This is a genomic window from Wolbachia endosymbiont (group B) of Rhopobota naevana, from assembly GCF_947250615.1.
Taxonomy (GTDB): Bacteria; Pseudomonadota; Alphaproteobacteria; order Rickettsiales; family Anaplasmataceae; genus Wolbachia.
Map to the genome: position 1 here is coordinate 763436 of NZ_OX366333.1, position 20160 is coordinate 783595.

21 protein-coding genes and 1 tRNA gene are annotated in these 20160 nt (G+C 33.3%); 11 read left to right on the forward strand and 11 right to left on the reverse strand.

Annotation, left to right across the window (positions count from 1 at the left end; genetic code table 11):
- Window positions 1–49 precede the first annotated feature (49 nt).
- The gene (ykgO, locus tag OOL01_RS03715) at window positions 50–178 is read left to right on the forward strand and encodes a type B 50S ribosomal protein L36 (protein ID WP_006015378.1); all 129 of its coding nucleotides are present in this window, start codon (window positions 50–52) and stop codon (window positions 176–178) included.
- Between the two features lie 212 nt (window positions 179–390).
- On the opposite strand, the gene OOL01_RS03720 is transcribed toward ykgO, so the two are convergent.
- Together OOL01_RS03720 and recG are read right to left on the reverse strand one after the other, a co-directional pair.
- Window positions 391–585, reverse strand: a complete 195-nt coding sequence (locus tag OOL01_RS03720; protein ID WP_010402151.1) for a hypothetical protein — start codon at window positions 583–585, stop codon at window positions 391–393.
- Window positions 586–914: 329 nt separating this feature from the next.
- Window positions 915–2954, reverse strand: coding sequence for an ATP-dependent DNA helicase RecG (recG, locus tag OOL01_RS03725; protein ID WP_264687184.1), 2040 nt, complete (start codon window positions 2952–2954; stop codon window positions 915–917).
- 144 nt (window positions 2955–3098) lie between these two features.
- Here recG and OOL01_RS03730 point away from each other — a divergent pair, with 144 nt between their 5' ends.
- Window positions 3099–4043: a hypothetical protein gene (locus OOL01_RS03730; protein WP_264687185.1), complete on the forward strand. Its 945-nt coding sequence runs from the start codon at window positions 3099–3101 to the stop codon at window positions 4041–4043.
- Window positions 4044–4415: 372 nt separating this feature from the next.
- Here the strand turns inward: OOL01_RS03730 and OOL01_RS03735 are convergent, their stop codons facing one another.
- Window positions 4416–4664: a hypothetical protein gene (locus OOL01_RS03735; protein WP_007301923.1), complete on the reverse strand. Its 249-nt coding sequence runs from the start codon at window positions 4662–4664 to the stop codon at window positions 4416–4418.
- Window positions 4665–5027: 363 nt separating this feature from the next.
- Between OOL01_RS03735 and OOL01_RS03740 the strand changes: the two genes are divergently transcribed.
- The 3 genes from OOL01_RS03740 (at window position 5028) to OOL01_RS03750 (ending at window position 8002) form a co-directional block, all read left to right on the forward strand.
- Window positions 5028–5582, forward strand: a complete 555-nt coding sequence (locus tag OOL01_RS03740; protein WP_264687186.1) for a hypothetical protein — start codon at window positions 5028–5030, stop codon at window positions 5580–5582.
- Between the two features lie 219 nt (window positions 5583–5801).
- The gene (gene mtaB / locus OOL01_RS03745) at window positions 5802–7028 is read left to right on the forward strand and encodes a tRNA (N(6)-L-threonylcarbamoyladenosine(37)-C(2))-methylthiotransferase MtaB (RefSeq protein ID WP_010402133.1); all 1227 of its coding nucleotides are present in this window, start codon (window positions 5802–5804) and stop codon (window positions 7026–7028) included.
- A gap of 59 nt (window positions 7029–7087) precedes the next feature.
- On the forward strand, window positions 7088–8002 hold the full coding sequence (locus OOL01_RS03750; protein WP_010402131.1) for an outer membrane protein: 915 nt from the start codon (window positions 7088–7090) through the stop codon (window positions 8000–8002).
- Window positions 8003–8281: 279 nt separating this feature from the next.
- Here OOL01_RS03750 and secD read toward each other — a convergent pair whose 3' ends face one another.
- On the reverse strand, window positions 8282–9796 hold the full coding sequence (gene secD / locus OOL01_RS03755) for a protein translocase subunit SecD (protein ID WP_010405309.1): 1515 nt from the start codon (window positions 9794–9796) through the stop codon (window positions 8282–8284).
- Between the two features lie 72 nt (window positions 9797–9868).
- Window positions 9869–10243, reverse strand: coding sequence for a hypothetical protein (locus OOL01_RS03760; protein ID WP_264374926.1), 375 nt, complete (start codon window positions 10241–10243; stop codon window positions 9869–9871).
- A 119-nt stretch (window positions 10244–10362) separates the two neighbouring features.
- Between OOL01_RS03760 and hemC the strand changes: the two genes are divergently transcribed.
- Both hemC and murB read left to right on the forward strand, forming a co-directional pair.
- Window positions 10363–11241, forward strand: a complete 879-nt coding sequence (gene hemC / locus OOL01_RS03765; protein WP_064085264.1) for a hydroxymethylbilane synthase — start codon at window positions 10363–10365, stop codon at window positions 11239–11241.
- Entirely contained in the window at window positions 11232–12116 is an 885-nt protein-coding gene (gene murB, locus OOL01_RS03770) for a UDP-N-acetylmuramate dehydrogenase (RefSeq protein WP_012481841.1), read from the forward strand. Before hemC ends, murB begins: the two co-directional genes overlap by 10 nt.
- 82 nt (window positions 12117–12198) lie before the next feature.
- Here the strand turns inward: murB and OOL01_RS03775 are convergent, their stop codons facing one another.
- Complete coding sequence (locus OOL01_RS03775) at window positions 12199–12603, reverse strand: hypothetical protein (RefSeq protein WP_264687187.1); 405 nt, start codon at window positions 12601–12603, stop codon at window positions 12199–12201.
- A gap of 188 nt (window positions 12604–12791) precedes the next feature.
- Between OOL01_RS03775 and OOL01_RS03780 the strand changes: the two genes are divergently transcribed.
- Both OOL01_RS03780 and pyrE read left to right on the forward strand, forming a co-directional pair.
- The gene (locus OOL01_RS03780) at window positions 12792–13976 is read left to right on the forward strand and encodes a dicarboxylate/amino acid:cation symporter (protein WP_010402120.1); all 1185 of its coding nucleotides are present in this window, start codon (window positions 12792–12794) and stop codon (window positions 13974–13976) included.
- Complete coding sequence (pyrE, locus tag OOL01_RS03785) at window positions 13973–14563, forward strand: orotate phosphoribosyltransferase (RefSeq protein ID WP_010402118.1); 591 nt, start codon at window positions 13973–13975, stop codon at window positions 14561–14563. Before OOL01_RS03780 ends, pyrE begins: the two co-directional genes overlap by 4 nt.
- 632 nt (window positions 14564–15195) lie before the next feature.
- Here the strand turns inward: pyrE and OOL01_RS03790 are convergent.
- The 5 genes from OOL01_RS03790 to rpsB form a co-directional block, all read right to left on the reverse strand.
- Entirely contained in the window at window positions 15196–16212 is a 1017-nt protein-coding gene (locus OOL01_RS03790) for a substrate-binding domain-containing protein (protein ID WP_010407224.1), read from the reverse strand.
- 193 nt (window positions 16213–16405) lie between these two features.
- Window positions 16406–16963, reverse strand: coding sequence for a ribosome recycling factor (frr, locus tag OOL01_RS03795; RefSeq protein ID WP_017532537.1), 558 nt, complete (start codon window positions 16961–16963; stop codon window positions 16406–16408).
- 7 nt (window positions 16964–16970) lie between these two features.
- Window positions 16971–17714, reverse strand: coding sequence for a UMP kinase (pyrH, locus tag OOL01_RS03800; RefSeq protein ID WP_010407219.1), 744 nt, complete (start codon window positions 17712–17714; stop codon window positions 16971–16973).
- A complete protein-coding gene (gene tsf / locus OOL01_RS03805; protein ID WP_010407216.1) occupies window positions 17698–18543 on the reverse strand; it encodes a translation elongation factor Ts in 846 nt (281 codons plus the stop codon). Before tsf ends, pyrH begins: the two co-directional genes overlap by 17 nt.
- A complete protein-coding gene (rpsB, locus tag OOL01_RS03810) occupies window positions 18540–19355 on the reverse strand; it encodes a 30S ribosomal protein S2 (protein WP_139686382.1) in 816 nt (271 codons plus the stop codon). The genes tsf and rpsB overlap by 4 nt, the downstream gene beginning before the upstream one ends.
- A gap of 181 nt (window positions 19356–19536) precedes the next feature.
- Here rpsB and OOL01_RS03815 point away from each other — a divergent pair.
- Window positions 19537–19613 (forward strand) — tRNA-Asp (locus OOL01_RS03815).
- Window positions 19614–19743: 130 nt separating this feature from the next.
- Window positions 19744–20157 carry a preprotein translocase subunit YajC gene (gene yajC, locus OOL01_RS03820; protein WP_006012489.1) on the forward strand — a complete coding sequence of 138 codons (414 nt, stop codon included), beginning with the start codon at window positions 19744–19746 and terminating at the stop codon, window positions 20155–20157.
- Window positions 20158–20160 lie beyond the last annotated feature (3 nt).

Below are 20160 nucleotides of genomic sequence, written 5' to 3' on the forward strand. Positions count from 1 at the left end.
CTCTCTGTCAGTGATCATAATGTAAGGTAATTCTATTCTTACTGTAGATATGAAAGTTAAAGGGTCACTAAAATCTCATCGTAACAGAGATAAAAATTGTAAAGTTGTGAAAAGGGGTGGTAAGGTTTATATTATAAATAAGGTAAAGCCAAGATGTAAAGCGCGTCAAGGTTCTTAGCTTTTTGTTTTCCTTTTTATGTCATATGTTTTTCATATGGAAGCATGGTTAGAAAGAAACAAAAATTGTTGCATAGCACTGCCCATTTCTTCTCTTACATTATATTTTGGTATTAACATGATTACAGGCAGACGTGGCTTGTTAACATTAATTAACTTAAAAAAAAGAAATTAATTACGTGCGTCAACAAGTCCATGAATTTTAGTTCCACCCTAAGCCCTCTTGAGCTTGAGAATTTTTTCTATATATAGGCTGAGCATGAATGACATCTGATCATCAATTATGCAAATCTGGATCTTGTTGTGCATACTTAAGTCATTTTGCCAAAATTCCCTTTTTGCATCACCTTTTAAACCTCTTGTGTATACTTCTGTAATTGTGGTAAATTTTTGATCATTGGCAGCCACTCCTCCACACTGCTTCCATACATATTCTCAACTTCTTCTCGCTTTTACTGTGTATTCCTTTTGTGCTCTTTAAAACGGTACCTTCTATATATATATTTATTGTCATTAGGCTAAGTTACCGCTTTTTTTCCATTTTTATACTTCCTGCCCTTGATTAATTTGACCTGCTAACATTTTGTTTACAGGGCCTGCTATTAACTCTGCACAATTTATTCTTATGGTAAAAACTTCTTCTTCACTCTTATTTTTCCTTAACTTGACGCGTATGGTTTTTTAAATACTCCCGTCTGTCAAGGAATTTCTACTCATGAAGGTTATGGCTTGGAAGATTACTGAAATTTTGAAAAATGTAGTCTACTTCTATATTCAAATATATCAAGCAGTAATTCAAAATTAGCTATTGTACCTTTTGCACTATTATATGCAAGGTTGAGCAATTCTCTGTCCTCATATAAATCAGCAAATTTAAACTCCATGCACCCTGATTGTTTTGTGCCTAGAATATCTCCGCTACCCCTCAGCATCATATCCTTTTCAGCAATATAAAATCCATCTTGTGACTCACACATAATCTTTAACTTTGAATACGAACTTTTACTGAGATTGTCATATAACAGTACACAAAAAGACGGTTTATTTCCTCGTCCTACTCTACCTCTTAACTGATGTAATTGCGATAACCCGAACTGCTCTGCATTCTCTATAATCATAATAGTTGCATCTGGTACATCTATGCCAACTTCTATCACAGTAGTTGCAACAAGCAGAGAAAATTCATTTCTCTTGAAGGAAAACATCACTTGATCTTTCTGCTCTTGAGTTAGTTTTCCGTGTATTATTCCAACTCTATCAAAAAATGTCTTTTGTAGTTCCTGAAAGCGCATTTCTGCTGCGGCAATATTGAGTTCTTCGTTTTCTTCTATATATGGACAAATCCAATATGCTTTTTCGCCTCTATTTATAGCATCTTTCAGTTTTTGAATAATATCTGATACTTTTTTAACGTTCATAATAACGGTTTTTATTGGCAATCTAGATTTTGGTTTTTCCCTTAAAATAGAACATTCAACATCACCATACATAGCTTGCTGCAAGGTTCTTGGAATGGGAGTTGCAGTAACAAAAAGTATATCGGTATTTTCTCCTTTTCCTACCAACCGATTCCTCTGTATCACTCCAAATCGCTGTTGTTCGTCTATGACTGCGAGTCCTAAATTTTTAAATGTAACGTTGGCTTGAAATAATGCATGAGTACCAATTACTATATTTAAAATACCACTTGCAAGTTCGTTCATAATAATCTTTCTTTCCTTGCGCGCAGTTTTACCGGTAAGCAAAGCAACTTTTATATCAGTACAAGATAGAGCTTCTTCGATCCAATTATAATGTTGCTCAGCCAAGATAGTAGTTGGTGCCATTAGAGCTACTTGCATGTTATTTTCTACCACATTCAGCATCGCAAAGAGTGCAACTACAGTTTTGCCACTCCCAACGTCACCTTGCAGCAGACTTACCATGCGGTATTTAGATTTTTGTCTCTCTGAAATTTCACCTATCGCTCGAATTTGATCATTTGTTAATTGGAACGGTAATTCATTTAAGACCTGCTCTTTGTATTTATTCAATATTACAAATTCCCTTCCTCCTTTTTTTACATGATTTTCCCTCGCAAGTTTTAGCGCCAGCTGATAGGCACATAGCTCATCATAAGCAAGTCTTTCTCTGCAAACTTCTGCTTCTACGAGTGAGCTCGGTCTGTGCAATCTTATGATGCTTTCTTTCCAATTCAGCCATTTCTTTTGCTTGATTAATGTTTCATCTATCCACTCTGATAAATCAGGCAAATCTTTTAGATTAGAACTTATTATGTTTCTAATGCTCTTGTTAGTAATACCGCGACATAATTGGTAAACTGGCTCTATGCAGGCTATTTCTTTAAATAGATTGATATCAGACAACATGTAATCTGGGTGAGTAATTTGCCAATGTTCGGCAAACTTTTCAAGTTTACCACTGATTACTATATCTGTTCCAACTGGAAATAATTTATACAAATATTTAACTGAGTAATTAAAAAAAACTATAAATAAATACTGACTTTCACTTTCAACGATTATTTTATATGGTCTACCTCTAACAGTGGGGCGCTGGTGCTCATACACTTTTGCCACAAAAGTTGTAAATTCTCCCACTTGAGCATCAGGTAGTGATTTACTTCTATCCACATAACTGAGCGGCCTATAAAACAGCAAGTCCATTACTCTGTCTCCACCGCAAAGTTTAGGCAATATTGCGGAATGAAACCTTGGTATATTCTCAATTTTACTATTTAGAAAAGTCAGCACACTTGACTGCTCATCAACATTCATACTGTGTAAAACCGTTTATTCATAATAGAGCCTTACTAAAATCCTGTCACCCTATTATGACTGTCTATGTTAAGTATATTATTGACATATTAACTATTTTTATGTATTATTATACTATCAGCAATTCATATCAAAGTATTAACAATGAACAACTCTATACAGGAAAAAAAGGGAAATCCAGTAGTTACACTCAAAGCTCAGGCAGAAAAGTTTAATTTTAGTATGCTAAAAGCGCGTGAAGATAGTGTTGAAGCGAAATCTGGTTATCAGGCGTATCAAGACATTGACAGAATGGATTTTACTATTAATGGTCAAAGTGTAGATAAAATCTTAATTAAAGCACTGATAAATAAAGACAAAAAAGAATTTGACAAGGTTTGGGCAGAACATTACAAAAACGAAAAAACTCCTGATAATAAAAAAACTGACCAATACAAAAAGAAATTTGAAAAATTTTACAATCTCGGTACAGATTATGCTCACCTATTACCAAAGGAAGAGAACGGAAATTATCGACCATTTGTAAAAGAAGTTTTTAAGGAAATATTTGAATGTGCTGAAGTTCAAGTTCCAAGCGATTCTATCCTCGAGGAGTTAATTGTTAATTGCAACCAAGCAGGGTATGAAGCTATTGTATTTATAGAATCTCAAATTGCGCTTGAACAATATTCACTTGTAGTACGTTCCCCTGAAAAAGTTATAAATATCGATTATGTTAACCAAAATAATGTGAGTATTAGGTCTGATATGAAACTACCGATACTCTTCCAAGAGAGTGATGGTCAATTCGGTGACAAGGTATGTGATCTATCCAGCTCACTGGAATTTACACTTGAATCTCAAGATGGGAAAGATGATGTGATATATAAAGATGGCAAATTGTCACTTACTGTGCCCCGAAAATTGAGAGATTACAAAATTGATGGCAGAAGTTTATTTGATATTATTAAAGAATATTTCTACAAATTCTGCGAGAAGTTAGGGTTCAAGTTTGAAGTAGAAATAGAGCATGATTTAGGTGATCCGATGAGCTACCTCGAAGAGGTAGCTCTGCCCATTCATAGCAATGAACACGAAAATACACCCTAAAACTAATAGTTAAAATATTTCAAGCGCTGTTAGCTTATTTGCATAGTCAGTTGTACTAGACGCAACTTAATCTGACAGAAAAACTAATATCAATCTCTATGTTTGATGCTACTAATATTTTTCTAAAAAGCAATATGCTTGCTATCAAGAAAAGTCTGCATAGCAATATTTACCTAAATGAGGCCTTGTCTCAATTCCTAAATATAGCTGTGATTTTCTGGTTTATCATAGCCCATATCAGTCAAAATGCGCGATAATAGCACCATCAAAGAAAGATATATTAAAAAGATTAGCGGCAGTAATTGCAGTTTTCTCTGTTTGCCATAGCAACTCTTGAGTAGGTATCAATAATAATGATAATCTATATATCTGCTATAAAACCTCGAGATCCGTAGAATAGGGCTGACTAAGGTTCTCATACATTCCTGTATGCTGAGAACATAAAAGCTCTTTTGATTCTATTCCTAAATCCTCAAGTATTTGCTCCTGTTCAGCTATAAGTTCTAATAGCCCTGTTCCACTTTCACTTACTTCACTTCGTTCAAGACACATAAGTTCTGTTAACTCTGCTATGTCTTCTCTAGAAAGCTGATTTTTTTCAGAAAAAGTTGCTTCACTCATATGGTCCTCTTTTTGATATAAAGAGTATCTTATACAAGAGAATAACTAAAATAATCTAAACTCTTGTGTCATATTTGTAGCTTGGTGTAGTTATATGGTACATTTCAGATAAGAGTACTGATTATCTAATTGTAGGAGAAGACCTAGTCAAAATATAAAAAAGCAGTGGAATTGGGGGTGGTAAATTCAGAAGTGTCTGAATAACTGTGTGAACTAAGTTCGGAGGAGAATAGTATCAAGAAAGGAGAAAATTATATGGTCTTACCTTTATTGATGTATTAATTGAGAAGAGTTCTTCAAAGTTAATGTTTTGTTAGTTGTTTTATACTGAAATAGGCATATATAAATAATTAGGAGAATGTTATGCGGTCTAATTCCAATTCACTTAATAAATACGGATATGTATCTGATGCAAATGGATTGTTTCACCAAGAAATGGGAATGTATGATGATTTAGGAAGATATGAAGTTGCTGATGAAGATATGATGTACCAAAAAAACTATGGTATTATTGGTGATAGTTTAAAAAAAATAACAAATCTGACTGGAGATACAGCAAAGAGTATAGCAGATTACCTTATTAAACCTGTTAGTGATCAGGTTGCAAAGCAAATCGTTGTTCCATTAGGAACAGAGATTATAAGTAAAATTGTCGTACCTATTACAAAGAAAGTTGCAGAACAAAATCAAGACATGATAAAAGAGCTAACAGATAAACTCATGGTTCGCGTGGAAGATTTTGCTCGGTTACAAATAGAAAAATTAAAAGAAGACGTAAAGCAAGAGATAACATCAATACCAGGTAAAGTTTTAGAGAAGATAAAACCTTCTTCATGGCTTCCATGGAAAGCAGAAAGTTTGGATGAAGCTTATTCTGACACTTATGTACCAAATGATATAGATGAATTTGCATGGTAGAGCTTCAAGGTTTAGCAAAATGTTTTTTGGTTTATATTCGCTTGAGGTTAACATCATTGGCATTAAGCTTTTTTTAATGCTAAATGATCTTACTGTATATCTACAAATTCTTCCTGTGATTTTCAACTCTAGAGGTTATGTTTAAATTATAATATCTACCAAAAAAATAGTCATTTTGCTTGGATATTTGATATAATTTAGATCTATTAAAGCAAAAGCATGAATGAAGTAATAACATTTGGTTGTCGTCTAAATTTCTACGAGAGTGAGTTAATCAAAGAAGCATTAAAAAAAGCAAAGAGAGAAAATGTTGTTGTAGTGCATAGCTGTGCAGTGACAAACGAAGCAGAACGCCAAGTGAAGCAAAAAATACGTAAGATCTATAAAAACGACCCAAGTAAAGAAATTATCGTAGTTGGCTGTGCCGTTCAATTAGATCCTAAATCATATAGTGATATTCCTGGTGTAAGTAAAGTGCTAGGTAATCAAGACAAGCTAAGAGCTGAAAATTATCTACTAAATAATGATGAAATCTTAGTCAGTGATAACCAAGTAGAACCTATTCTCATTAATGGATTTGAAGATAAATCAAGGGCATTTATTGAAATTCAAAATGGTTGTAATCATAGTTGTACATTTTGCTCAATTACTGAGGCAAGAGGAAATAATCGATCTGTGCCAGTAAACAATATTATAGAGCAAATTAAGATTTTTATAGAAAATGGGTATCAAGAAGTGGTGTTTACAGGTGTTGATATTACTGACTTTGGTACAGATTTGTTTGGTAAGCAATCACTCAGTTCAATGATTAGAAGAGTTTTAAAGGATATACCACAGTTAAAGAGACTAAGACTTTCCTCTATTGATGTTGCTGAAGTTGATGATGAACTAATGGATTTAATAGCTAATGAGTCAAGACTTATGCCTCACTTACACTTGAGTCTACAGTCTGGTAATAATTTAATACTAAAGAGAATGAAACGTCGTCACAATAGAGAACAAGTGATAGAATTTTATCATAAAATGAAGAGCTTAAGACCTAATATAGCATTTGGCGCTGATATTATTGCTGGATTTCCAACAGAAACTGATGAAATGTTTCAGGATACAGTTGATTTACTGAAAAAAATAAATGTAGTTTATCTACATGCTTTTCCATATTCAGAGCGGAAAAACACACCTGCTGCACGGATGCCACAAATACCAGAGAATGTACGTAAAGAACGAGTAAAGCATCTAAGAGAAATAAATAAAGAAATGATGAGCAGTTTTTATCAATCTTTGCTCGGCACTGAGCAAAGCGTTTTGGTTGAGCAGAATAATATTGGTAGAACAGAAAATTTTGCATTAATAAAACTTACATCAAGAGTTCAAGCTAAAAGTATTGTGAAAGCTCATGTTAAAGGAATAGAAAATAATTGTTTAATTGGAAATATTATTTCTTAATTTTTGTACATTAAAGGAATATATGATATAGTAGTTATACTATAAGTGATAATTCATTTATGATAATTAGAATATCTATTGCTTTATTTTTCATCTTCATTCCGTGTGTCTATTTTTTTATTACTTATATCAGTAACAATACACACATTGAGCAAGTGCAGCCCTTAAAATTAGAAACGGACAATAATGAAAGTGTGATACATTCTGAAGAAGTTACTGAAAAAGAAGTGCCAATAAAATGTCAAGAACTTGAAAGTAGTTCACCTTCTGTTTTCCAAGTAGCTAATCAGAAAAATATGTGGCCAAGTATTGCAGATCAAGCTGAACCTACAAAGGAAAAATCAAAAAAACTTGATTTCTATGTTAGTGCTAATGGTGGTAAGATATATTCTGATAGCTCAGAAGTATTTGTGGAGGGTATACGTGCAATAGGAAAAAGAATTCTTGCTTTAGCTGAGGGCCGTTATGGTGGTTTTCTTTTAGACCTATTCTTAGGAGATGAAATTAAAAACATAAAAAAATTTAACGGTAAAATTGATTTTCAGTGGCTTAGCAGCATATCTGTAGGTTACTATGCTGGAGAAAATGGCCGAGTTGATTTTGAGACCATGTATTCTAAAGTCAATATTGAAGATAGTAACTCTCCTCCGGTATTTGATAAATCAGCAAGTGTATCTGCATTCTTATTAAATTTTTACTATAACCCTAATGTTCAAAATACTCAATTTGCTCCGTATATTGGTCTTGGTATAGGATCAACAGTTTTTAGATTAAAAAGGATTGATAAATCATCTAAAAATTTAATGCCACTGAATGTTCCTTGGCTTGTTTATCAAATAAAGCTTGGTGTTGATTACTCAGTAATTCCAGAAGTTAAAACCTTTCTCGGCTATCGTTACTTTAATATTCCAACACCTATTGCAGACGATATATCCACTCATAATATTGAAGTTGGTTTGATGTTTAATTTTTAGTAATAATATCTTTTCAATTCTAATATCCTGATTTCCATTCAGAAATTTGATAAATCTATCCATATCTTTAATCTTATGGCCATATCCTTTGTGATAGCCTGAAGATGGTTTCTGTTTCTTTTTTCCTTTTCCTCCACAAATATATTGGTTTTATGCTCACTAAATTGGTGAGCATGTTACAACGTTTTTGACGACGAAAAGACTGGATAGCTACTTTCATGACAACCATTTAGTTGTCTTTTCTCGTCTATCTTATTTTGTCACTCTGCTGAACAGATACTAAAGTACTAGCTTTTGTGGGTTGATGCACAATTCTATCAGAAGTTTTGTGACTATAATTGCAGAAAACATCGAGCACAGGATTCCTATCGATAAAGTGACAGAAAACCCTCTAATTGCTCCGCTACCAATAATGAACATTATTCCTGCAGCAATCAGTGTAGTGAGGTTTGAGTCAAGAATTGTTTTTATTGCGTTTTTAAATCCTTCTTCAATGGCACGAGCTGTTCTTTTTCCTGCTCTTATTTCTTCGCGGATGCGTTCAAATATTAAAACATTTGCATCCACTGACATGCCAACAGTTAGCGCAATTCCAGCAATTCCAGGGAGAGTAAGAGTTGCTTCAAGTAAGGTAAGAATGAGTAGTATAGAGATTACATTAAAAACGAGTGCAACAGACGCTAATAAGCCTAATTTGCCGTAAGTAATGATTATAGATAAACCAACGGCTATGATAGAGATTATTGCTGCAATTTCTCCTGCTTTTATTGACTCTTCTCCAAGGCTTGGACCAATGTTTTTTTCTTCAATTATTTTAAGTGGTGCAGGTAGTGCACCTGATTTTAAAAGTATTGCAAGTTCACTCGCTTGTTTTTCAGTGAAATTACCGCTAATTTCTCCCTCTCCATTTAGAATAGGTTCACGTATTGTTGGTACAGTTAAGACTGTGTTATCTAAAACAATTGCAAAAGGCTTTCCTACATTTTCTTTAGTAATTTTTGCAAATTTTTTACTTGCTATGCTGTCGAATTTGAAATGTACTGTTGGTTTACCTAAATTGCCAAATCTAACTGATGCGTTAACTAATGAATCACCGCCTATTTCAGTTTTGCGGAATATCGGGTAGGAATTACCCAAAGAATCCTTGAGCATAATCGTAGTGTCATGATCGATATCTTGCATTTTAGCTACATTGGTGTTTGCCAAATGGAAGGCCAGCTTGGCTGTTTTGCCAAGCAGAGATTTTATCTGCTGAGTGTCTTCTACTCCAGGAACTTGGACTAATATCTTATTTTGTCCTTGTTTTTGCACACTTACTTCCTTAGTACCAAGCTTATCTAAGCGTCTTTGAACATTAACTATTGACTCTGAAACTACTTCATTGATTAATGAATTCTTATAATGCGGTTTATATGAAATGAAAATTGCAGTATTTTTTCTACTCAATTCTAAATTTGGGTTTATTTTATGTATTAACGTTGAAACTTTTTTGTAATCATCAATATTATTTAAAGTTACAACCACTTGTTTATCGTTTTTTGCGCTAAATTCAATCTTTTGTGTTAACAGACCTTCTTTTATTTCATCGGTTAGCATGCTTAGTTTCTCTTTGAAGTAAAAATCTAAGTCTACATTTAGAAGCAGAGATGATCCACCTTTCAGGTCAAGCCCTAAATTTATTCTCTTTTTTGAGGTAAAGAACTTATTATCAATAAAATTTGGCAGTATTATATATAAGGACAGCAAAAAAATTAGTAACACTGAAAGAGATTTAACTATTATCTTGTTTGGCATAAATTTAAACTATATTAGTGCATTGTAGACCGAATAGTTGCTAATCACAAGCACCTAAAAGATTAGGACCGCCTAAAGCCCTGATCTATAATTGATGGTCTGCGTTTGTTTTTCTAAAATATCATTATAAATCCATGAATGAGGTTCAGAGGTAGCTTTAAGATTCTCTATTTGTTTATTTTTTCTAATGCTATCAATCGGAAGGTAAATGCATAAACCAAGTATTGAGAAAGTAACTATGGTAGCTGGTATGTGAATAGCAAGAAATTCACTATAACTTGGATCTTTCCAACCGAGAGGACTAGATAGAGAAGGATGAGAGGAAAATCTGGGAATTGCTACTACTGAACTTAATGCTGTTAGAATAATAGCGACAGTGGCACCTACAAGAGGTAAAATATTCTTTTTATTAAATCTGCCATTAGAATCTTTTAAAATATCAAACATACATACTCATCGATTACTAAATGTTCGTGATACTATGCACTAATTATAAAGTATTCAATAACTAAACTGGAGATAATAAAAAATGGACATAGAATATAGACATATAATATGAAGGATATATGCTAGTTAAAATAGGTACGAGAGGAAGCGACCTTGCGATCATCCAAGCTTTGGAAGCAAAACAAAGATTATTAGAGTCTTTTCCTAATCTATCCGTTGAGATCATTAAAATCAAAACTTCTGGTGATAAATATGCTAATGTAACCCTTGCTGAAATAGGAGGTAAAGGACTGTTCCTCAGGGAGATTGAGGCTGAATTACTCAAAAATAATATAGATATGGCGGTTCATTCGCTAAAAGATGTACCTGCGTTTTTCTCGAAGGACTTAACAATTCCTTGTGTTTTAGAGAGGATAAGTCCATGTGATGTATTTATTTCTCATAAATATAAGAGCCTAAAAACTTTGCCACAGCAGGCTACAATTGCAACTTCTTCAATAAGAAGAAAAGTTCAGCTGTTAAATCTCAGGCCAGACTTAAATGTAGTGACACTGCGTGGAAATGTGACAACTAGACTGCAAAATCAGAATTTTGATGGAATGATTTTAGCTGAAGCAGGGCTGATAAGATTAAAAAAATATCACTTAATTACAGAGGTATTGCCACCAAAAGTCATGTTAAGCGCAGTAGGGCAGGGGGCAATTTGCATTCAATGCCGAAAGAATGATATAAAAGTTATCGATCTTTTAGAGAAAATTAATAATAATATGTCTTTTATAAGGGCAAAATCAGAGCGCAGTTTCATGAAGACAGTAAATGGTTCATGCTTTACACCGCTTGCAGCTTTAGCAGAATATGTGAGTGAAAACATGCTACATCTTTATTGTATGTTAGCGGGCGAGAGAGTTATATACTTTACTGAACGCACTTCGTTTGTAGAAGATGCAGAAAAAATGGGTATGGATGCAGGATTAGAGTTAAAATCAAAATGCTTATAAGCTTACCTAAAGTATGTGGAATCTACCGTTATAATGTTTCAATGTCTAAAATGACTTGGTTAAATGTTGGTGGCCAAGCTGATGTACTATTTAAGCCACGTGACATTGAAGATCTAATGTGCTTGATAAAAGATGCGGAGTTACCAATTAGCGTTATCGGTGCAACATCCAACATAATAATTCGAGATAGTGGCATTCGAGGAATAACGGTGAAATTAGGTAAGGAATTTGCGTATATTAAATGTAAAGATAATAGCTCCATAGTTGCAGGTGGTGCTGCACTGCTTAGTAACCTTGCCTACTTTGCAGGGGAACAGCAAATTAGTGGGCTTGAGTTTCTTGCTGGAATTCCAGGAACAGTTGGCGGTGGAATAGAAATGAATGCAGGTGCATATGGTAGTGATATTGCGAGTGTTGTAAAATTTATAAGGGCAGTGAATCTAGAAGATGGAAATTTATATGAATTCTCCAGCGAAGAAATGGGATATTTTTATCGTGGACATAGTCTAAAAGGCAGGTGGATTTTTATTGAAGCTGAATTTAAAGGAGTAAGTTCAGAGTATGAGCTTATATTGCAAAGATTGAAAGAAGTTATTGATAAAAAAAATAAAAGTCAACCAGTAAGAGGAAAAACTGCTGGTTGTATATTCAAAAATCCAATAGGCTGCAAGGCATGGAAACTGATTGATGAATCTGGCTGCCGAGGATTAGATAATGGTGTAGCTAAAATTTCTAAGAAACATTGTAATTTTCTACTCAATTACAATAATGCAACTGCACTTGACTTAGAAAACCTTGGCAACAGAGTAAAAGATGCAGTAAAAGATAAATTTAACATTGAACTTGAGTGGGAGATAAGGGTTTTGGGTAGGTAACTTCTAACCTTCTCTAATATGACCTATTTCAATTGAGTACACTTCAATTTAAGTCCAAGGTACACTATTTTGCGAGGATAATTTATGCTTCCTTTGAAGAAAAGCATTCTTTTATTTTTTCAATTACCGGCTCTATAATGTAGTGATTTATTTTCTTAATCATAGGTTCTACAATCATATTTCCAACAATAAGGCCTGTAATTGGGGCAATAATTCCTATTGTCGCACCCATCAAAACTGCTGATCCTGTATTTAACATTACACCAGGAAAAATAGCACCTATAGCTGCACCAAGACCAATCCCGATTGCAGTGCTAGTAACGCCCATACAAAATATAGGGAAAATGCATTCTCGATTTACTTTATCTTCCTTATAATCACAATATGTAAGGTATGCGATAGATAATATTGTAGAAACAGCAGCAATAATTCCACCTATAATGGAAGGTGATAAAATTGCGAAACTTGGACCAAGACCTACAAGCACTCCTAATTGAAATATTCATTCCCATTAATATTCCAACAAGGATTAACTCTTCTTTAGTTTTTTTATCCATACCCCTCCTTAACACTTAATTAATAATAAAATGTTACTCATCTTTACTTAACCTGTAAAGTTATCTTAACCTAATTTCAAAAATTATTGTATAATATCATTTTGAGGTTTTATTTTCAATGCGCAAACTTGCAATACTCTTTTCTATACTGTTTGCGGTAATTGCTTACTATTTAAACAATGAAGTAATATTTGAAATAGCAAAGCTATTTAGCGATATATTCATCAGTCTGTTGAAATTGATTAGCTTACCTTTAGTTTTTCTATCTATAGTGTCCACAATTTCAGGGCTTAAAGACTCAATTGAAATTAAAGTATTACTTAAGAAGACGCTGTTTTATACGCTGCTTACAACCATTATAGCTGCATTTGTTGCGCTATCTTTCTATTTATTCATAGATCCAGTAAGAAAAAATTTCATAAGTAACACAATAGAAAGTGTGAGTGACAGCAACCACAATTACTTTTCATACTTAAAATCACTCATTCCTTCGAATTTTGTGCAAGTTTTTCTTGAAAATAATGTTATTGGTAGCATATTGATTGCTTTTTTGATGGGTGGAGCTATTATTTCGCTCTCAAAAGAAAAACAAGATATATTACACCAAATATTTTCTGCACTATTTGATACACTTCTTAGAATTGCTCAAGGGTTATTAAAGTTTATTCCTCTTGCTGTATGGTCTTTTATCACATGTTTTTTATACGAGTTAAAAGGTGGCAGCGAATTCCATAGTCTTTTTTGGTATTTTGCTTGCATAATGTCTGCAAATTTCGTGCAAGCATTTGTGATTTTGCCACTACTCATGTGGTATAAAGGTATATCACCAATTCAAACGATGAAAGGTGTTATGCCAGCACTTACACTTGCGTTTTTTTCTAAATCATCTAGTGCAACGCTGCCTACAACTATAGAATGTGTGCAAAATCAGCTAAAGGTACCAAAGAAATTGTCATCTTTTATTCTACCAATATGCACAACAGTCAATATGAATGCGTGTGCTGCATTTATTTTAATCACAGTGATGTTTGTTGCAGAGATGAATGGGCACACATTTTCCTTAAGTGAGATGTTCATATGGATTTTTTTAGCTACAGGAGCTGCAATTGGTAACGCTGGAGTGCCGATGGGGTGCTATTTTATGGCAACTAGTTATTTGGTATCAATGAATGTTCCTTTGTACATTATGGGATTGATTTTGCCTATTTATACAATCATTGATATGTTTGAAACTGCAATAAATGTGTGGTCTGATATCTGTATAACGCAGATAATTAATAAAGAATTTCAAACTCAAGAATGATATTAGATAATACAATAATAAAAGAATTTGAAGAGGCTGGTGCGATTTTGCACGGACATTTTGTACTCTCGTCAGGGCTGCACAGCAACACTTACATACAATGCGCTAAAATTTTTGAAAATCCAAGCAGAGCAATGAACGTTTGTGAGCTATTGGCGAATAAAATAAGAAAAGAGCTTATTGAACCCATAGATTTAATACTATCTCCTGCGATTGGTGGAATAATCGTGGGTTATGAGATTGGTAGACAGCTTGGAATCCGAACAATATTTTGCGAACGTGTTAATGGTAAATTTGAATTACGCCGTGGATTTGAGATTAAACAAGGTGAGAAAATCTTACTAATTGAAGATGTGATTACCACAGGTAAATCTTCACTTGAAGCAGTAAAATGTGCAGAAGAGAAGGGAGGTAAAGTTGTTGCTGGAGCTTCTTTGATCAAGAGAAATAGTGAAACAAAACTGCCCTTTCCTGTAATATCTTTGATTGAACTAAATATCAAAAACTATAGCGAGGAAGAACTGCCAAGTGAATTAAAACAATTACCTATAATGAAACCTGGGAGTAGAGAATATTTAACAAAATAATTCTATATATGGCTAAAGTGATTCAGTAACTTTTACGTGTTATATGTTAATCTTTTTGCATCAAAGTTAGATATTACAGTTTATTTTCCTGTATTCGTTCAACAGAATGGCAAAATAAGATAGACAAATAAAGATATAAAGTAAAAACAATAATAGGTGTCATTCCGGTTCGTGACACTTGCTTTATGTAGTTTCATTGAAAACGTTGTTTTTATTATAATACCTCCTATGATTAGTTTGCTTGTGAGCACCAGTGTCTGGGCACTGGAATGACAAGAAAAGGCTACTTGAATGACAGGAAAGGAACTACTAAAACAAATAGGTGTCATTCCAGCTCGTGACGCTGTAATCCAGAAAGGAAGGGAGTGTTAAATAAACCATACGCGTCAAGTTAAGGAAAAGTGGTATAAGGAAGAAAGGAAACGAAAAAAAACTATTTTATATATTAAGTAATAAAGTTATTAATTTATAGGTTCTTCTGAAAAAATCATCTTCTTCTAGATAAGAACTCCCTAAAAAAATAAATGTAACAAATAAAATGCCCATCTCAAATGTTGCTATATTTCACGATATTTCCTTAACTTGACGCGTATGGTTTATTTAACACTTCCAATAAAAAAATATCAAAGTCATCATATTATATCACGAACCTTTTCCAAGACTTTTTTCATATTTTCGCTTGAAAGTGGAATTAAGCCAAGCCTAGATAAATATCCACCTTCAGTACTAATAGAGTCTATAACTTCTCTAATGAATTCCCTTAATCCATCAACAGTATCTAAGTGTTCTTTCTTTATATAAAGATATAAAGGCCTTGCTAACATATACTCCCCCGATGATATATTTTTATAAGTTGGCTCAATTCCTGCGATTGTGCTTCCTTGAATCTCATCTTGGTTTTTCGCTAAAAAGCTGAAGCTAAATATTCCTAAAGCATTTTTATTGCTCTTCAATTTTTGTATTATTATGTTTTCATTAATTCCAACTTCTATATATCTTCCATCATCTCTGATATTACTACATGCTTTCTTTCTTTTTTCTTGGTCTTGATAATTCTCTTTGAAAATCCTTGAGTTCATACATGAATATTGATCAAGCATAATAAAATTAATCAAAGTTTCATGTGTACCTGTATTTTGATGTGGGCCATAGATTTTAATTTCTGTTTTTGGTAGAGCTTGATTTACATCAGACCAAAATTTCTTGTTATTCTTTACTAATCTATCATTGTCTTCAGAATATGAAGATAAAGTTTCAAACAGGTCATTTTTTGTAAAATCAAATCTATGGCTTTGATTTGAATTTGCAATAACAATTCCATCATAGCCAATTATGATCTCTATTACTTCATTCACTTTATTTCTTTTACATAATTCTCTCTCTACTTCCTTCATAGGGCGAGATGAAGTAGTGATATCTGGTGTGCCTTCCCCTATTCCTGAACAAAACATTTTGAACCCTGATCCACTTCCTATCGATTCTACAACTGGAGTTTTAAAGGAAAATATACGGCTGAATTCTTCAGATATAAATGAGATAAAAGGAAAAACAGTTGAAGATCCAACAATTCTGATATATCTTCTGGCATCAACATTTGACAGTGGGATGAGTAATACAAATGCAAAAATAAGGAAAAGGCGTTTCAGCATCGTTTTCGCTCAAGAGTGTAAACTTAATTATCGTAATAAAAAATCAAACTGAAAAGCTTTTTTTCTAGATTTCAAAAGGTATAACGATCAAATGTGTGTGTAATGATGAGATCTGAATCACAGCATTCATACAACTGTATCTATATCGAATCCTCTTATGTTTTTCAATACTGAAAAATTCTTTCATATTAACTTAATGATGCAATATATCCTTTTCTTTAATAGATAAGTCATCATCGACTTTTTTTACATTATCATCAGTAATGTTTTGTATTTCCTTTTTGGCAACATGAAAATCATCTTCTGAGATTTCCTTATTTTTCTTCATTTCCTCTATTTCTTCCATAACATCTCTGCGTATATTTCTAATTGCAACTCGTGCATTTTCAGAAAATTGATGCAATAATTTCACTAATTTTTCACGAGTTTCTTGTGTTAAGTCTGGAAGAACTATACGTATAGTATTTCCTTCAACAACAGGATTTAAATTCAGGTTAGCATTGATTATCGCATTTTTTACTTCACCGATAACAGTAGCATCCCAAACTTTAACTGATAGAGTTTTGTTATCTATAGCTGAAACGCCTGCAACTTGGTTCAGTTTTTGATGTCCACCATAGATATTTACAACTATACCATCAAGTAATGATGCGTTAGCTCTACCAGTACGTACACCTTTCATATCATCGTGAAAAGACTGAATAGTTTTTAGCATTCTTTCTTTTGTTTTAGCTTTTATTTCGTTTAACATAAATTACCTAATGTTTACAATCTGAAACTATAGTATAAGTGCCTTGACCCTTAATAATATCAACCATTTTTTCTCTTTTTAAAGAAAAAACTACAATTGGGATAGAATTCTCACGAGCAAGTGAAATTGCTGATGCATCCATAACTTTTAAATCACGAGTTAGCAGATCTGTATAAGAAAGCCTATCATACATCACAGCATTCTCATTTTTTTTTGGATCGGCAGAATATACACCACTTACTTGAGTACCTTTTAAAATAACATCACAATTCATTTCAACAGCACGTAAAGCTGCAGCTGTATCTGTAGTAAAAAATGGGTTACCTGTGCCTGCTGCAAAAATGACCACTCTACCTTTCTCTAAATGATGAATAGCCTTCCTTCTTATATAAGGCTCACATATAGTAGTCATGGGTATAGCAGACAACACCCTAGAGACTATAGAGCTTTTTTCTAAAAAATTTTGCAAAATTAAAGCATTAATGACAGTACCAAGCATTCCAATATAATCACTGCTTGCTCTTTCACAGCCACTTAAAGATGCTGATGCACCACGAAAAATATTCCCACCACCAACAACAATACAAACTTGAACTCCGAGATTACAAACTTCAACTATGTCTTTGGATAGTTTATCTATAACTTCCATATCATGGCCAAATAGCTTTGATCCCATCAAAGCCTCCCCAGAGATTTTGAATAACACTCTGGGGTACTTTACTTCTGAAGTTTTGTTACTTATTTGCACCATCCAAAGTAAGTAACTTATAATTAGCTAATTTAACAGCACTTGATTCTATAAAATCAGCAATCTTCATTTTATCATCTTTTATAAACTTCTGCTCTAGCAGAACAACTTCTTCATAGTATTTAGCCATTCGTCCATCTACTATTTTTTTCGCTACCTCTTCAGGTTTATTTAAGCTCTTTACTTGCTCCTCGATTATAGAACGCTCATTTTTTAATTTTTCTTGATCTAAATCATTTATAGATAAAGCTTCAGGTTTCATAGCAACTACATGCATAGCTATTTGCTTTCCAATCTCTTTTTTATCACCAGATGACTGCAATGCTACTAAAGCACCAATCTTACCTAAGCCAGGCATATCACCATGTACGTATCCAGAAATAATCCCATCTTTAGTCTCTAGGTAGCAAAGATTGCTTAACTCTAACTTCTCACCAAGAACCGATGTATCACTCATAATAGCTTCCTGCACTGTACCAACATCTTCATATTTTGCATTTTTTAACTCATCAAGACTAGTACAACGTTCTTGACAAGCAATTGATGCTAAATTTGAAACTAATGCTATGAACTTCTCATTTCTAGCAACAAAATCAGTTTCACAATTGACTTTAACCAATACACCATAATTTTTAGCCAAGCACATAGCAATAAGCCCGTCCGAAGCTACTCTATCAGACTTTTTGTCAGCTTTAGCAAATCCTATTGTACGCAACCTATCAACGGCTTTCTTAATATCACCATCACACTCTTCTAACGCTTTCTTACAATCGCTTAAGCCAAGCCCTGTTCTATCGCGTAATTCCCTTATACTACTTGAATCCATCTTCATTTACTTACTATTACCTCCTTTTCTGTTTCAACCTTAATACGCTTCTTTTTAGTTTGCACAATATCCTCTTCTTTTTCTTGAATAAGCTCATCATCCTTAACTCTAGACCTTGTCAAACTAGACTCTATTCCAGCTAATATAGAATCAGCAACTAATTTACAATAGAGCTCTATTGATTTTCTTGAATCATCATTTCCTGGTATAGGATAGGCAATACCATCTGGGTCAGAATTGGTATCAAGTACTCCAACTACAGGAATACCCAGTTTTTTGGCCTCTTTAACCGCTATATGCTCTTTGTTAGTATCAATAATAAATAAAATATCAGGAACTGCTCCCATTTCTCTAATTCCACCCAATTCTTTATCAAGCTTTTTTCTTTTCTTTTCAATGTTTCCTAATTCTTTTTTTGTTAAGATGCTATCTTCATCATTGGATATTTTCTCATATTGTATCAAAGTTTTTATCGAAGAAGAAACAGTGTTCCAATTAGTAAGCATACCACCAAGCCATCGATCATTTACATAATACTGACCACAACGAACTGCTTCACTTGCAACAATATCTAAAGCTTGAAATTTTGTACCAACAAATAAAATGCGACCATCTTGAGATGCAACATCGTATAAAGCTTTCATCGCCGCCTCTAACAATGGTAATGTTTTTCGTAAGTCTATTATGTGTATACGATTCTCTTGATGTATACCATATATATATGGGGCCATTTTCGCATTCCAGCGACTAACTTTATGGCCAAAATGCACACCAGATTCAGCTAAATCACGTATAGTGACTTTAGGCAAATTTGTCATATTTACTCCTCCAAATAGTTTATCCTCCATGGCATAACCCTAACGGGACTACTTGCATAAGCCATGTGTGAAATTAAGTTATTTACATAGTAATAAAAAAGACAAAAAAGCGCAAACAAAAAATATTGACAAGTGGCAACACGTTGATTAGCTTTAAGGTTGCAAACGTTAAAAAGCAATGGGGGGTGTAGCTCAGTTGGTTAGAGCGCATGCCTGTCACGCATGAGGTCGTGAGTTCAAGTCTCATCACTCCCGCCATTACAGCAGAAACATCTTAAAATTCTTTAACTTTCTTATTAATTTGAATTAATTTCTTTCAGAGACTTGACATGATATTGTAATTGCTGCTTAATCTATTTAATTTTATCATTAATAATTGGGATTAAATATGTTCATTTCTGAGGTTTTTGCGGCAGATGCGACTAACAATGTATCAGCATCTGTTGCTAGCTTTATTCCACTCATTTTAATATTTGTAGTATTTTATTTTCTCATTATTCGCCCCAATCACAAAAAACTAAAAGAACATAGAAGGATGATAGATCAAATAAAACGTGGTGATACGGTTATTACTTCTAGTGGAATAATAGGTGAAGTAAACAAAGTTGACGAAGTAAATGCACAACTAATACTAGAAATAGCACCAAAAATTGAAATAAAAATCCTAAAGTCTGCTATATCTGAAATCTTAAATAAAGAAATTCAAAAGCCAGTAGCTAAATCTATTGAAAAAAGCAAAGTTGAAAAGAATGGCAAGAAAAATAAACTAGAGGAAAGTAAAAAAGACAAAAATGCTTCATAATTT